The following is a 13,810-nucleotide window of genomic DNA, read 5'->3' on the forward strand; positions in this document are numbered from 1 at the left end:
GACATGGCTGCAGAATCCACCGCCCGCCGTATCGGTCTCATCATCGTCGGCGATGAAATCCTGTCGGGACGACGTCAGGACAAGCATTTTTCCAAGATCGTCGAGATGCTGGGCGCGCGCGGCATGCACCTGAGCTGGGCCGAATTCCTGCCTGACGAGCGCGACCGCCTGGTGGACGCCTACAAGCGCAGCTTCGCCACCGGCGATGTCGTGTTTTCGTGCGGCGGCATCGGCGGCACGCCGGACGACCATACCCGCCAGGCCGCGGCCGCCGCGCTGGGCCTGCCGCTGGCGCTGCACCCGGAAGCCGAAGCCGCCATCGCGCTGCGCACCCGGGAAATGGCCGAGAAAGGCCAAGGCACCGCCGACATGAGCGCGCCCGAAAATCAGCAGCGCCTGCAGATGGGCATGTTCCCCGAGGGCTGCGAGATCGTTCCCAACCCTTACAACCGGATCCCCGGCTTCTTCATCAAGGACCATACCTTCGTGCCGGGCTTTCCCGTCATGGCGTGGCCGATGCTGGAATGGACCCTGGACACGCGCTATCGTGCGCTGCAGCATGTGCGCGTTCACGCCGAACACTCGTTCCTGGTTTTCAGCATGCCGGAATCACGTATCACGCCGTCCATGGTCAGCGTGGAATCCCGTTGGCCGGGCGTGCGCGCGTTCAGCCTGCCCAGCGTCGGCGAGGCGGGCGGAATGCCCCACATCGAACTCGGCGTGAAGGGCGATCCCGAGGCAGCGGCCGAGGCGCTTGAGTTTTTGCGGGCGGAAGTGCTGCGCCTGGGCGGTAAGCTGGCGCCGCCGGCGGCCGCCTGACCGGGGTGTCGGCGGGACACCGCCGGTTGCACAGCCTGATCAAATTCTGATTGCAAAACCGGCTCGTAAATTTCACAATACGGGAAAGAACCGCTTGCTGCAGTGCCGCAACGCACCCCCGTGCGCGGCGGCGCCAGCCCAAATCTTCCATGGCCCGTCTTCCAACGCCCCGCAATCCCCTGGACGCCGAAACCGAAGGCGCGTCCGCTCATCCGATCGCCATTCAGGTCATCGAACGCGCCATGCGGCTGCTCGATGCCCTGGCCGCGCAGCCCGATCCGGTCACGCTCAAAGAGCTGTCGGCAACCACCGGCCTGCACGCGTCCACCGCGCACCGCATCCTGAATGACCTCGTGGTGGGCCGCTACGTCGAGCGGGTCGACAACGGCCTGTATCAGCTTGGCATGCGCCTCCTGGAGCTGGGCTCGCTGGTGAAGGGACGCCTGAACGTGCGCGAGGCCGCCATTCCCGCCATGCGGTCGCTTCACAAGCTGACGGGGCAGACCATCAATCTTTCCGTCCAGCAGGGCGACGAGATCGTCTATATCGACCGCGCCTGGAGCGAACGCTCCGGCATGCAGGTGGTGCGGGCCATCGGCGGCCGCGCGCCGTTGCACCTGACCTCCACCGGCAAGCTGTTCCTGTCCACGGGCGACACGCGCCAGGTGCGGGCCTATGCGCTGCGCACGGGGCTTGCCGGCCACACGCGCAACAGCCTGACCGATCTGGACAAGCTCGAACGCGAACTCGCCCTGGTGCGCCGCCATGGCTATGCGCGCGACAACGAAGAACTGGAACTCGGGGTGCGCTGCATCGCCGCGGGCATCTTCGATGACACCGGCAAACTGGTGGCGGGGCTGTCCATTTCCGCGCCGGCCGAACGCTTGCAGGACGACTGGATCAAGGCGCTGGTCGATACGGCTGCCAGCATTTCCGAGGCCCTGGGCTACGAGCCCTCGGTTTCCACCGGCTTCAACGGCCTGGGCATGGCGGCCGAAGCGATGCGCCCGTAGCGCAGTGCCTGGCCCCAAATACGAAAGCCCCCGAGAGGGGGCTTTCGTTTTTCAGGCATTGCCGCCCGAGGCCGCCACGGTCGTGGACGGCCCCATGGGACGCGCTTATTGCTTTTCGATGCCGGCCTTCTTGAACAGCTCGGCCCATTGCGGGACTTGCTGCTTGACCTTCGCGGTCAGCGCGTCGGGGTTGGCTTCCGAAGTCAGCACGGTGGCGCCGAGCTGCTTCATGCGGTCCTGGAACTTGGGATCGGCCAGGCCTGCCTGCAGGCTCTTGACCAGCTTGTCCACGACGGGCTTGGGCGTGCCCTTCGGCACCCACATGCCATGCCAGATGCCCACTTCGAAGCCCTTGTAGCCGGACTCGTCCATGGTCGGCAGCTTGGGCAGGGTGGGGACGCGCTGCAGGCTGGTCACGGCGTAGGCCTTCACCTTGCCGCCCTCGATCTGTTGCGTCGTGTTGGTGGTCTGGTCGCACATCAGGTCGACCTGCTTGCCCAGCAGGTCGTTCATGGCGGGCGCGGTGCCCTTGTACGGGATGGTCAGCAGTTGAACGCCAAGCGCTTCCACCAGCATGGTGCCGCACAGGTGGCTGGCCGCGCCGATGCCCGCGTTGGCCAGCGACACCTTGTCCTTGTTCTTTTTGACGTAGTCCGCCAGCTCGGCGATGTTGTTGGGCGGGAAGTCCGAGCGCGCGACGATCGTCATCGGCACGTCGACCACCAGGCCGATCGGCTCGAAGCTGGTGAAGGGGTCGTACCCCGGATTCTTGTAGAGCGAAGGCGCGGTCGAGAAGCCGGCGTGCATCAACAGGATGGAATAGCCGTCCGGCTGCGCGCGGGCGACCTGGGTGGTGCCGATGGTGCCGCCGGCGCCGCCCTTGTTTTCGACCACGACTGTCTGGCCCAGGCTGGTGCGCATGGCTTCCGCGAGGGAGCGGGCGACGTTGTCGGTCGGGCCGCCTGCAGCGAACGGCACCACCATGTTGATGGGGCGTTCCGGGTATTCCGCGTGCGCGGCGCCGGCCGCGAACAGGGCACCGGCCGCGAGCAGGGCCGAAAGCGTGCGGGGGATCAGGGTCATGAGGTCTCCGATTGCAGGGTTTTGCTTGCTGCGATTTAGTTATCAACCGCTGACATGTATTTGGTATTTGTCTGTCATCAGCGTGAAAGCAGTGTAGAAAAGAATTGATACCGCGTCATGTCCGGTATTTCCCGAGTTCTGGGAAATCATTGAGCGCAATCAAGCCGGGCAAGGCGCCGCACCGATAAAGTGCAAACACTTGTTGCGCCGCACAAAAAGCGCTTGACAAGTTTTCTACCGAGTCTAGAATGGCAATTGTGCAGTGCATCAAACGGGCCGGCGGTAGCTTGTAGTACCAGTTTCCGCGCACGTTTCTTATTTCGTCGCAGACAACCATCCTTATTGCCGGACAGCCTCCGGCTACCCTGAGAGGAGCATTCTATGAGCGCAATCCCGCAACAAGTCCTGGACCGCCAGAAGGCCAGCATCAACACCATCGTGGCTGCCCAGTCCGCCGTTTTCGCCGGCTTTGAAAAGCTGGTCGAACTGAACCTGAAGGTCGTGAAGGCCACCCTGGACGAAGTCGCCCAGAAGTCGCAGCAAGCTTCCGAAGTGAAGGATCCCCAGGAAGCCGCCGCGTTTGCCACCGGCCTGCTGCAACCGGGCGCCGAAAAGGCCCTGGCCTACACCAAGCACGTGTATGACATCGTTGCCGGCGTGCAAGGCAGCCTGGTCAAGCTGACCGAAGAACAGATCGCCGAAAGCCAGCAGCAGCTGAGCGAAGCCGTCGACCAGTTCTCCAAGAACGCCCCGACCGGCTCCGAAAGCGCCGTCGCCCTGATCAAGTCCTCGCTGGCCACCGCGACCAGCGCCTACGATTCGATGACCAAGGCCGCCAAGCAGGCCGCCGAAGTCGCCGAGTCGAACATGAATGCCGCCGCCAACGCGACCTTCAAGGCTGCCACGGACGCTGCCGATGCCGCCACCAAGGTCGCCAGCCGCAGCCGCCGCAGCGCCTAAGTATTTGGCGCGCGGTGCTGCGCGAATCGCAGTAATGTAGTACTGTTGAGTGACAGAGCAGAGCTGGAATTAGGGCCACCCACAGGGTGGCCCCTTTTTTTGCCTGCGTTTTGTGGGGCAGGTTCCGCGGTCAGCGGCGCGCCACGGCGCGCACGCATTCGCCGACCAGCCCCGGGCCGCGGTAGATCAGGCCCGTGTAGAGCTGCACCGCATCGGCGCCGGCGTCCATCTTTTCGCGGGCTTGCTGGCCAGACAGGACGCCGCCCACGCCGATGATGGCAAGGCTATTGCCCAGCCGCTCCTTCAGGCGGCGGATCACCGCCAGCGACAATTCATGCACGGGCGCGCCGGACAGGCCGCCTGCCTCTTGCGCGTGGGCCTGGCCTTGCACCGCGTCACGCGACAGCGTGGTGTTGGTGGCGATGACGCCGTCGATGCCGTGGCGCGGCAGGATCTCGGCGATGGCGTCGATCTGCTCCTGCGTCAGGTCCGGCGCAATCTTCACCGCCATCGGCACACGACGCTGGTGCTGGTCCTCCAATGCGCGGCGCTTGTCGGCCAACTGCCCGAGCAGGGCGGAGAGCTCGTCGCCGCTTTGCAGGGCGCGCAGATTCTTGGTGTTGGGCGACGAGATGTTCACGGTGACGTAGTCGGCATGCGGGTACACCCCGTCCAGACCGATCAGGTAGTCGTCCGCCGCGCGTTCGATGGGGGTATCCGCGTTCTTGCCGATGTTCAGGCCCAGGATCCCGCCCTGTTTGCGCCACGTGCTGCGTTGCACGTTGGCCAGGAATGCTTCCAGTCCCTGGTTGTTGAAGCCCAGCCGGTTGATCAGCGCATTGGCGCGCGGCAGGCGGAACATGCGGGGCTTGGGGTTGCCGGGCTGCGCGCGCGGCGTGACAGTGCCGACCTCAATGAAACCGAAGCCCAGGTTGCCCAGCGCGTCGATATAGGCGCCGTTCTTGTCCAGGCCGGCGGCCAGCCCGATCGGGTTGGCCAGCTGCATCCCCATCAACGTGCAGGGCGCCTTGGGCTGCGCGTGCATGAGCTTGCGCGTGGCGCCGCACTCATAGGCGCGCTGCAGGCCCGACAAGGTGACTTCGTGGGCGGTTTCCGCGTCCATGGCGAACAGCGCCGGGCGGGCCAGGGGGTAGGCGTGAAAGAGGATAGACATGGGGCGGAATTGTAGAGCGATTTGATGTGTTCCCGCCGCTCATGGACCCAACCGGAAGGTCTGTTCAGACGGGCGGCCGCTCGGGCGTGTCGCGCCATTGCCCGTCGACCAGGAACTGCGCCGGACGGAAGGCCGATTTATAGGACATTTTCCGGCTGTCCGCGATCCAGTACCCCAGATAGAGCCAGGGCAAGTTCAAAGCGCGGCACTGTTCGACCTGCCAAAGGATGCTGTAGGTGCCCAGGCCGTCGGCAATGTCCGGGTCATAAAACGTGTAGACCGAGGACAGGCCGTCGTCCAGCACGTCGATGATGGACACCATCACCAGCACCCCTTCGGCGTTGCGGAACTCGACCAGCCGGGTGTTGACGCGGCTGGTCAGCAGGAACTGCGCGTACTGGGTGCGGCTGTCTTCGTCCATGCCGCCGCCCGGATGCCGGCCCTGCTGGTAGCGCGTATAGAGCCGGTAGTGCTCGGGCGACCACGCAAGTTCGGCCACGAACGACTGCAGATGCTGATGATTGCGCCACGCGCGGCGCTGGCTGCGATTGGGGGCGAAGGCGGCCGCGTCCACGCGCACGGGGATACAGGCCTGGCAGTTGTCGCAATGGGGACGATAGGTAAAGAGTCCGCTGCGGCGAAAGCCCTGTTCCACCAGTTGCGAATACGTGCCCGCGTTGATCAGATGACCGGGCGCGGCGACCTGCGACCGGGCCTGGCGACCCGGCAGATAACTGCACGGGTAGGGAGCGGTTGCATAGAACTGCAGCGTGGAGAAGGGAAGTTCTTTCAGCTGGCTCATGGGAGCTGGCTCATTGGCGCTGTCGCATGGAATATCCGTTGACGGCGGCGGGCCCGGGAGAGGAATCGCTCCATATTAACGCTTAACTCGGGCGGCAATCCGTCCCCTCGGGTGTGTCCGGATGGAGCGTTCCCTGCGTGTCCAACCTGCCGCGGAACCATGCGATGCCGGGTTGCATCGTGGCCTGGCGGACATGCCGCAGAAAGCGTTCGCGTGGCAGGGGGCGTGCGCCCATGCTGGCCAGGTGGCGCGTCTGCTGCTGGCAGTCGATCCACTCGACGCCCTGCGCCTCCAGGTAGCGAACCAGATGCGCCAGCGCGATCTTGGAGGCGTTCGGGACACGGGTGAACATGGATTCGCCAAAGAACATGCGACCCAGGCTGATGCCGTACAGGCCGCCCGCCAACTCGCCGTCGATCCAGGTTTCGATACTGTGCACGACACCGGCCTCATGCCACTGGCGGTAAGCCTCTTGCATGGCCGCTGTGATCCACGTGCCCGGCTGTCCGTCGCGCGGCGCGGCGCAGGCCGCCATGACCTGCGCAAACACGGTGTCGACCCGCACATGCACCCTCGGCGCCGGGTCTTGCTCGCGCGCGGCGATCTGCCGCAGCAGTTTGCGTAGCGAGTGCGACGGCGCGAAATCCTTCACGCGCAGCACCATCCGCGGATCCGGGCTCCACCACAGGACGGGTTCGCCTTCCGAGTACCACGGAAAGATACCGTTGGAGTACGCCTGGGTAAGCCGTTCCGGGGACAGATCCGCGCCTGCGGCCAGCAGGCCATCCGGATCCGTCAGCGCGAATTCCGCAGGGGGGAACGGGGTATCGGCGGCCAGCCAGGGCAGTTTCAACGGTGAGATTCGAGGGTGTAGTGATGAGGACCGAACGTGCCGCGTTTGCGGTCCTCGAAAAACAGGCGCAGGGTGCTTGCCACGGTGCGAAACGCCAGGTCGTCCCAGGGGATCTCGGCTTCGTCGTACCAGCGGGCTTCAAGGCTCTCCGGGCCGGGGTCCAGTTCGGGACCCACCGCCTGCGCCAGATAGAACACGTGCACCTGCTCGATCTGCGGCACGTCGATGATGGTGTAGATGTCGCCCAGCTGGATCTTGGCGCCGGATTCTTCCAGTGTTTCGCGCGCGGCGCCCTGCGCGGTGCTCTCGCCCAGTTCCATGAAGCCGGCGGGCAGCGTCCACGTGTTGTAGCGCGGCTCGATCGCGCGCAGGCAGAGCAGCACGCGGTTTTCCCAGACGGGCACGGTGCCGACCACCAGCCGGGGATTCTGGTAATGGATCGCCCCGCAGTGATCGCAGATGTCGCGCTCGCGGTTGTCGCCTTCCGGCACGCGGCGGTTTACCGGCGTGCCGCATTGGCTGCAAAAGAGGGAACGGCGCGGGGCGGGAAAGTATACGAGGGGCGATTTGGCGGTCATGGGTACGATTCTAACGGCTGCGGCGGGTCGTGGCGCGCCGTCCCGGCGGCGTGGGCGCGGGGCTCCCGAATCGGGCTTCCAGGTGTTCCACGAACGACCGCACCTTGGGCGACAGGAAGCGGCGGTGCGGGTAGACGGCGACCATGGAGATGGGGGTGTGGGCGTAGCCGGTCAGCAAGGCGGTAAGGCGGCCGGCGCGAATGTCGTCGCCCACCAGGAATTCCGGTTGCAGAATGATCCCGTGGCCGGCCAGCGCGGCGGTGCGCAGCACGTCGCCGTTATTGGCCCGCAGCGCCGCATTCACGCGCACCAGGTGCGTCACGCCATCCTTTTCGAAATGCCATTCGTTGCCCGTGCTTGCGTAGGCGTAGTGCAGGCAGCGATGCTGCTTCAGGTCTTCAGGCACGGCAGGGGCGCCGTGGCGTTGCAGGTACGAGGGCGCCGCGCAGACCAGCAGTTGCTGCGGCGCCAGCGGCCGTGCCACGAGCGATGAATCCACCAGCGGTCCGATGCGCACCGCGACGTCGTAGCCGTCCTCGACCAGATCCACCACGCGATCGTTCAGGTCCAGGTCGATCACCACGTCCGGATAGCGCTGCAGGTACTCGGCAATCGCCGGTCCCAGATGCAGGATGCCGAAGGACACGGGGGCGCTGACCCGCAACCGCCCGCTGGGCCGCTGGCCTTCCGCCTGCAGCGACAGTTCCAGATCGGCGACCTCGGCCAGGATGGGCCGCACCCGCTCGTAGAAGGCGCGCCCGGCATCGGTCATGCTCAGCTTGCGGGTGGTGCGATTGAGCAGGCGCACGCCGTACTTCTGCTCCAGATAGGCAATCTGCCGCGTGACCACAGAGCGCGCCTGGCCCATCTTGTCGGCGGCCGCCGCGAATGAACCCAGTTCAACGACCTTGGCGTAGGTCTGCATGGCGGTGTGGGTGTCCAAGATTGTTTCCTATCGAGGAACAATAATTTGCAATTCTGCATGTTTATCTTTGTTTTTGGAATCGCAAGAATACGGCTCCATGAAGGTTCGCCCCGTTTTGAGCGATCCGTTTCTGCACAAGGATGACTGCAATGATTGATTCCCGTACCGCGCCGTATGCGGCACTGCTCCTGCGCGTGGCGCTGGGCGTGATGTTCCTGGCCCACGGCCTGACCAAGCTGCTGGTCTTCACGCTGCCCGGCACGGCGCAGTTTTTCACGAAGATCGGCTTTGCCGGCTGGCTGGCCTATCCCGTGACGTTCTTTGAGGTGGCGGGCGGCATTCTGCTGATCTTGGGCGTGGTGCCGCGCTGGGTGGCCGCCATTGCCGTGGTGCAGCTCTTCGCGGCGTCGACGGTTCACTTCGGCAACGGCTGGGGATTCGGCAACCCGGGCGGCGGCTGGGAATATCCCATCTTCCTGACCGTCGCGGCTGCCGTGCTGGCGCTGCTGGGCGACGGCAAGTTCGCCCTGGTCAAGAGCGGCCGGCGCTAAACGCGCCGTTTCAGCCCGCGCCCGCGTGCGGCGCGGGGTCGAACGCCAGGCGATCGGCAACGTCCCCCTGCGCAATCGAATGCAGCGGCGCGTCCCCATAAACGCCTGGCCACGCCACGTTGATCGACTGGCCGGGCATCAAGCCGGTCAGCGCGTCCATCAGCGACGCGCCCGCAGCCGTCTGCATGGTTTCGAGCAGCGGCTGCAGATCGCGGTCCAGCACAATGCCGGCGCCCAGGGGCGTCGATGCGAAGAGCCGGCCTGCATCATCCAGCCACCACCCGGTGACCGAGCCGACGGCCGCATCGGTATGCGTGACGAGGCCGCGATTGTCATCGGCCAGGCGCAACACATAAGGCGCCGCGTCCAACCGCACGAAGACGCGCTGCGGCCCGTTCTGGAAAAACCAGCGGCCCACATCGTCATGGTCGTAATTGCGGCCGATGAACTCCAGGATCTGCGTATTGGTGATCGGCTCGCCCGGCCCGCCTTCGTTGGCCTGACCTTGCGGATGCAGGCGCCAACGCCCGCGCGCATCGAGCGACAGCCAGCCGTACACCGCCGGCACATTCGGCCAGCGGGCGAGGGCGTCTTTCACCGATTGATCCATGGTGTTATGGGCGAATGACGATGGTGGGCGAGATGACGATGCCTGGCTGAACAGGCATGACGGGCACCGCCACGGGCTGCGGCGCGTAGCCATACGCATAGTCGTCGCGGCATTTGCGCTTTTCGCTGTAATCGCCATTGCGCTTCCACTTGCGCTCGACCTTACAGGCGCCATCCCAATACTTTTCCTTGTACTCGGCACCCTTGTGGCGGTGGTGATGGTGCTTGTCGTGCGCCTCCGCGGCAAGGGGCGCAAGTGCGATCAACGCGGCGGCGGACAGGCTCAGGAAAGCGGGGCGGGTAGCAAAGCGGCGCGGGTGCGATTCCGGGATGTTGTGCATGGACTCATCGTTCAAATGAAAACGGGGTCACCATAACAATCATCCGGCTGACCGGGCGTAGGGATGGGTAACGAGATGCAGGGGGGAGGGAGAAAGATGCTGGAGGCGCAAGCCGGAATCGAACCGACGTACACGGATTTGCAATCCGCTGCATAACCACTCTGCCATTGCGCCAGCACTTGCAAGAAAAAAGGAAGCGCGGTGTGTGCCGTTGCTTCCTCTTTGTATTTGGAGCGGGAGACGAGTCTCGAACTCGCGACCTCAACCTTGGCAAGGTTGCGCTCTACCAACTGAGCTACTCCCGCTTGGGGTACTACTTTTGCTTTTAGTGAAAGCCTGTATTGGTATCAGGGCTGTTCAGCAAAGAAAGCGATTGTACATACTTTTAAGGGTCTTTGCACTGCAGACCGAAATCTGGAGCGGGAGACGAGTCTCGAACTCGCGACCTCAACCTTGGCAAGGTTGCGCTCTACCAACTGAGCTACTCCCGCAATTGCACACTGACCGCATCGCTGAGGGTCCGTTTGAATCTTGAAAATTCTGGCGGCTGGCCGATCAGCGAGGCGAGAGTATACATTAATTTTTTCATCCATCAATCCGATGCGCCTGCGTTGGCGAACCCGGTGCTTCAGGCATGAAAAAAGGGCCTTTCGGCCCTTGCTTTCAACGATTTGCAGTATTGAAAAAACGCTGCAGATCAAAATCTGGAGCGGGAGACGAGTCTCGAACTCGCGACCTCAACCTTGGCAAGGTTGCGCTCTACCAACTGAGCTACTCCCGCATTGGTTCCGTAAACTGCCCAGAACCGCTTTTCTTATTCACTCTGATCAACTTGGTTATCGATCAGAAGGCGCGCAGTCTAGCACGATTTTTTGAGCTTGTCCTGAGCCGGTCTGGCTGGCTGCGATTTACGCTGTAAATCGGGTCAAGCACTCAATCAAGTAAACTGAGCGAAGACAGAAACTATAGCATACCTCGTAGCACTCATGTCAAATTCCTTCGCGGGATCCGCGCCCGATTCCTTGTCTCCGTCCGTGCAGGACCTCACTGGTCTGAATACGTTGGGACTGGCATCCCGGGCCGATGCGTTCGTCGCGCTGCGCGAGCCCGCGCAATTGCCCGCGTTGTCCGCCCTGGCGCAAACGGCGCCATCGTTGCTCGTGCTGGGCGGCGGCAGCAACGTGGTGCTGCCCGAGCGTGTGCCCGGCCTGGTTGCGCGCGTGGCCTTCCAAGGTGTGCGCCTGCTGGAATCGCGGCCGGACGCGTGGATCGTTGAAGCGGCAGGCGGCGAGAGCTGGCATGGGTTCGTGTCGGCCTGCATCGCGCAGGGATGGGATGGCCTGGAAAACCTGGCGTTGATCCCCGGCACCGTGGGCGCGGCCCCCGTGCAGAACATCGGCGCCTATGGCGTCGAGCTGCAGGAACGCCTTCACAGCCTGACGGCCTGGGATGTGCGCGAGGCGCGCTTTGTGGAAATGCAGGCGGCCGATTGCCGGTTCTCGTACCGCGACAGCGTGTTCAAGCATGATGCGCCGGGGCGCTGGATCATCGTGAGCGTGCGCTTTGCCTTGCCTCGGCCGTGGCGGCCGGTGCTGGCGTATCCCGATCTGCAACGCCATCCGCGGCTGTCGGGCGCATCGCCCAGCGCGCGCGATGTCTTCGATGCCGTGTGCGAGATCCGGCGCGCCAAGCTGCCCGATCCCGCGGTCACGGGCAATGCCGGCAGCTTCTTCAAGAATCCCATCGTGCCGGCCGCGCAGCGTGACGCGTTGGCGCAGCGCTTTCCTGGCCTGGTGTCGTACGCGCAGGCGGACGGCCGGTTCAAGCTGGCCGCAGGCTGGCTGATCGATCAGTGCGGCTGGAAGGGGAGGGCGCTGGGGGCGGCGGGCGTGCATGACCGCCAGGCGCTCGTGCTCGTCAATCGCGGGGGCGCCACCGCCGCGGACATCATGGGATTGGCGCGCGCGGTGCAGGATGCGGTGGCCGATCGCTATGGCGTGCGCCTGGAGCCCGAGCCGGTCGTGGTGTGACCGGGCAGGCTTTCCGGCATGAAAAAAGGACCCCGCGGGGTCCTTTGCTTTTGGCGCCGGAAATTACAGCCCCAGCACGGACTGCATGTCGTAAAGACCGTTGGTCTTGCCCTCGAGGAAGCGCGCAGCGCGCAGCGCGCCTTCGGCGTAAGTGGCCCGGCTGGACGAGCGGTGCGTGATCTCGATGCGCTCGCCGATGCCGCAGAACGACACCGTGTGATCGCCAACGATATCGCCGCCGCGCAGCACCGAAAAACCGATGGTGCCGGGCTTGCGCACGCCGGTGTCGCCGTGGCGGCTCCAGGTGGCAACGTCGGGCAGTGCGACGTCCCAGGCCGACGCGATGGTCTCGCCCATCTTCAGCGCCGTGCCGGAAGGCGCATCGACCTTGTTGCGGTGATGGGCTTCGAACACTTCGACGTCGTAGCCGGCGTTCAGGATGCGGGCCGCCATGTCCAGCAGCTTGAGCGTCGCGTTGACGCCCACGCTCATGTTGGGGGCGAACACGATGGCGGTCTTTTGCGCGGCAACCTCGATTGCGGCGCGGCCGTTGTCGTCAAAGCCGGTGGTGCCGATGACAGCCTTCACGCCGTGTTTCACGCAAGCCTGCAGATGCTTGAGCGTGCCTTCCGGACGGGTGAAATCGATGAGGCAGTCAGCGCCGGCAAGCGCGTCCAGGTCGTCGGTGATGGCAACCCCGGTCTGCTTGCCCAGCGTGGCGCCGGCATCGCGGCCCAGGGCGGCCGAGCCCGGCACGTCCAGCGCAACGGCCAGTTCCAGGCCGTCGGCCTTCAGGATGGCCTCGATCAACATCTGGCCCATGCGGCCGTTTGCGCCGGCGATAGCAATACGCATAAAAAAAGTCCTTGGATTTAACGCAGCGGCTCGGGTGCGATGCCGGGCTGACCCGGGTACTGGTTGAGCGGGCTGGCGGGTGCATCGGCGTCGCGCTTCTGTTCGTCCTGCTCTTGCTCGACGCGGGCTTCGTCCCGGGCCAGGCGCTTGTCGGCCTTTTCGTCGGCAACGGCGTCCGGCGTGTTGATCTGGTAGGGCTGCAGATCGGGCTGCTTATCGCCTTCCCAACGCGTGAGACGGTCGTTTTCGAACCAGACGGTGAACTTGCGCTCTTGCGGGTTGCCGTAGCCCGGCTTGAAGTAGTACGGGTAGTCCCAGCGATTGGCGTGCAGCACGCTGGTGAGCGTGGGGCTGCCGAGCGCGAAGCGGACTTGTTCGCGGGTCATGCCGGGCTGGAGCAGCGCAACCTGTTCCTGCGTGATCCAGTTACCCTGCTGGACCGGCGCCTTGTACGGGAAGCCCCATTTGTTCGAGGTGCAGCCCGCCAAGGCAACGGCCAGGGCGGCAACGGCCAAACCGGTCTTCAGAGAGCGGGAGGGAATACGTGCAAACATGGACACTACGCGCCCCTATTATTTGGAAGCAAGCAAAACCGTTATCATAAAGGTTTCATAAGGATAGTTCCGCGAGGCGGCATGAATTCGGCGAGCCGGCTTGCGGTGACCCCAGTCCTTGCCCATGCCAACGCGGACGGAGAGCGATTACACCATGAGCGACCAAAGCGAACTGAAAAACATGGGTTTGAAGGCGACTTTCCCGCGCCTGAAGATTCTTGATATTTTCCGCAAATCGGGTGAACGGCACCTGAGCGCCGAAGACGTCTACCGCGCCCTGATCGGCGAAAACGTCGAAATCGGCCTGGCTACCGTCTACCGCGTGCTGACGCAGTTCGAGCAGGCCGGCATCCTGGCGCGCAGCCAATTCGACAGCGGCAAGGCCGTTTTCGAGCTCAACGACGGCGACCACCACGACCACCTGATCTGCACCAACTGCGGAAAGGTCGTCGAGTTCTCGGATCCGGAGATCGAAAAGCGCCAGCAAAAGATCGCCAAGGACAACGCCTTCGCGCTGGAAAGCCACGCGATGGTGCTGTACGGCATCTGCGGCAGCTGCCTCAAAGGCCGCTAAGCCCGGGCGGGCAGCCGTGAGGCCGGTACATCCGGCTGCGTAGCCAAAAACGAAAGCCCCTTCTGAACGAAGGGGCTTTTTGCGTGGTG

General features: G+C 64.3%; 16 protein-coding genes and 4 tRNA genes. 6 read left to right on the forward strand and 14 right to left on the reverse strand.

Translation table 11 applies throughout. The annotated features are described in order from the left end of the window. The first annotated feature begins 3 nt into the window (after positions 1–3). Together V6V88_RS04880 and V6V88_RS04885 are read left to right on the forward strand one after the other, a co-directional pair. A complete protein-coding gene (locus tag V6V88_RS04880) occupies positions 4–819 on the forward strand; it encodes a molybdopterin-binding protein (RefSeq protein ID WP_142050690.1) in 816 nt (271 codons plus the stop codon). Between the two features lie 149 nt (positions 820–968). After that, positions 969–1,832 (forward strand): IclR family transcriptional regulator, encoded by an 864-nt coding sequence (locus V6V88_RS04885; protein WP_056321230.1) that lies wholly within the window; start codon positions 969–971, stop codon positions 1,830–1,832. 105 nt (positions 1,833–1,937) lie between these two features. Here V6V88_RS04885 and V6V88_RS04890 read toward each other — a convergent pair whose 3' ends face one another. Next, on the reverse strand, positions 1,938–2,915 hold the full coding sequence (locus V6V88_RS04890) for a tripartite tricarboxylate transporter substrate binding protein BugD (protein ID WP_223574406.1): 978 nt from the start codon (positions 2,913–2,915) through the stop codon (positions 1,938–1,940). 381 nt (positions 2,916–3,296) lie between these two features. Here V6V88_RS04890 and phaP point away from each other — a divergent pair, with 381 nt between their 5' ends. After that, positions 3,297–3,875: a TIGR01841 family phasin gene (gene phaP, locus V6V88_RS04895; RefSeq protein ID WP_062840367.1), complete on the forward strand. Its 579-nt coding sequence runs from the start codon at positions 3,297–3,299 to the stop codon at positions 3,873–3,875. Between the two features lie 130 nt (positions 3,876–4,005). On the opposite strand, the gene V6V88_RS04900 is transcribed toward phaP, so the two are convergent. From V6V88_RS04900 to V6V88_RS04920, 5 genes are all read right to left on the reverse strand, one after another. After that, complete coding sequence (locus V6V88_RS04900; protein ID WP_056321238.1) at positions 4,006–5,049, reverse strand: quinone-dependent dihydroorotate dehydrogenase; 1,044 nt, start codon at positions 5,047–5,049, stop codon at positions 4,006–4,008. Positions 5,050–5,113: 64 nt separating this feature from the next. Continuing rightward, positions 5,114–5,851, reverse strand: a complete 738-nt coding sequence (locus V6V88_RS04905) for an arginyltransferase (protein WP_062840369.1) — start codon at positions 5,849–5,851, stop codon at positions 5,114–5,116. Positions 5,852–5,933: 82 nt separating this feature from the next. Continuing rightward, positions 5,934–6,704: a leucyl/phenylalanyl-tRNA--protein transferase gene (gene aat / locus V6V88_RS04910; RefSeq protein WP_223574407.1), complete on the reverse strand. Its 771-nt coding sequence runs from the start codon at positions 6,702–6,704 to the stop codon at positions 5,934–5,936. Continuing rightward, positions 6,701–7,282 (reverse strand): NUDIX hydrolase, encoded by a 582-nt coding sequence (locus V6V88_RS04915; protein ID WP_056321247.1) that lies wholly within the window; start codon positions 7,280–7,282, stop codon positions 6,701–6,703. The genes aat and V6V88_RS04915 overlap by 4 nt, the downstream gene beginning before the upstream one ends. Before the next feature lie 10 nt (positions 7,283–7,292). Next, a complete protein-coding gene (locus tag V6V88_RS04920) occupies positions 7,293–8,225 on the reverse strand; it encodes a LysR family transcriptional regulator (RefSeq protein WP_056321249.1) in 933 nt (310 codons plus the stop codon). Between the two features lie 131 nt (positions 8,226–8,356). Here V6V88_RS04920 and V6V88_RS04925 point away from each other — a divergent pair, with 131 nt between their 5' ends. Continuing rightward, the gene (locus V6V88_RS04925; protein ID WP_062840371.1) at positions 8,357–8,758 is read left to right on the forward strand and encodes a DoxX family protein; all 402 of its coding nucleotides are present in this window, start codon (positions 8,357–8,359) and stop codon (positions 8,756–8,758) included. A 10-nt stretch (positions 8,759–8,768) separates the two neighbouring features. Here the strand turns inward: V6V88_RS04925 and V6V88_RS04930 are convergent, their stop codons facing one another. The 6 genes from V6V88_RS04930 to V6V88_RS04955 form a co-directional block, all read right to left on the reverse strand. Beyond that, positions 8,769–9,368 (reverse strand): DUF2946 family protein, encoded by a 600-nt coding sequence (locus V6V88_RS04930; protein ID WP_280003531.1) that lies wholly within the window; start codon positions 9,366–9,368, stop codon positions 8,769–8,771. 4 nt (positions 9,369–9,372) lie between these two features. Beyond that, a complete protein-coding gene (locus V6V88_RS04935; protein WP_062840373.1) occupies positions 9,373–9,708 on the reverse strand; it encodes a hypothetical protein in 336 nt (111 codons plus the stop codon). A gap of 100 nt (positions 9,709–9,808) precedes the next feature. Beyond that, positions 9,809–9,882 (reverse strand) — tRNA-Cys (locus V6V88_RS04940). Positions 9,883–9,937: 55 nt separating this feature from the next. Next, positions 9,938–10,013: transfer RNA gene (locus tag V6V88_RS04945), tRNA-Gly, on the reverse strand. A 110-nt stretch (positions 10,014–10,123) separates the two neighbouring features. Then, positions 10,124–10,199: transfer RNA gene (locus tag V6V88_RS04950), tRNA-Gly, on the reverse strand. A gap of 214 nt (positions 10,200–10,413) precedes the next feature. Further along, positions 10,414–10,489: transfer RNA gene (locus tag V6V88_RS04955), tRNA-Gly, on the reverse strand. 205 nt (positions 10,490–10,694) lie between these two features. Here V6V88_RS04955 and murB point away from each other — a divergent pair. Then, positions 10,695–11,738: a UDP-N-acetylmuramate dehydrogenase gene (gene murB / locus V6V88_RS04960; RefSeq protein ID WP_062840374.1), complete on the forward strand. Its 1,044-nt coding sequence runs from the start codon at positions 10,695–10,697 to the stop codon at positions 11,736–11,738. Between the two features lie 63 nt (positions 11,739–11,801). Here the strand turns inward: murB and dapB are convergent, their stop codons facing one another. Next, positions 11,802–12,593 carry a 4-hydroxy-tetrahydrodipicolinate reductase gene (gene dapB, locus V6V88_RS04965; protein ID WP_056321266.1) on the reverse strand — a complete coding sequence of 264 codons (792 nt, stop codon included), beginning with the start codon at positions 12,591–12,593 and terminating at the stop codon, positions 11,802–11,804. A gap of 17 nt (positions 12,594–12,610) precedes the next feature. After that, on the reverse strand, positions 12,611–13,147 hold the full coding sequence (locus V6V88_RS04970) for an outer membrane protein assembly factor BamE (protein ID WP_062840375.1): 537 nt from the start codon (positions 13,145–13,147) through the stop codon (positions 12,611–12,613). Between the two features lie 154 nt (positions 13,148–13,301). Between V6V88_RS04970 and fur the strand changes: the two genes are divergently transcribed. After that, positions 13,302–13,721 carry a ferric iron uptake transcriptional regulator gene (fur, locus tag V6V88_RS04975; RefSeq protein WP_056321269.1) on the forward strand — a complete coding sequence of 140 codons (420 nt, stop codon included), beginning with the start codon at positions 13,302–13,304 and terminating at the stop codon, positions 13,719–13,721. Positions 13,722–13,810 lie beyond the last annotated feature (89 nt).

Origin of the sequence: Achromobacter sp. E1, from assembly GCF_037039475.1 — a bacterium.
Taxonomy (GTDB): Bacteria; Pseudomonadota; Gammaproteobacteria; order Burkholderiales; family Burkholderiaceae_B; genus Achromobacter; species Achromobacter mucicolens.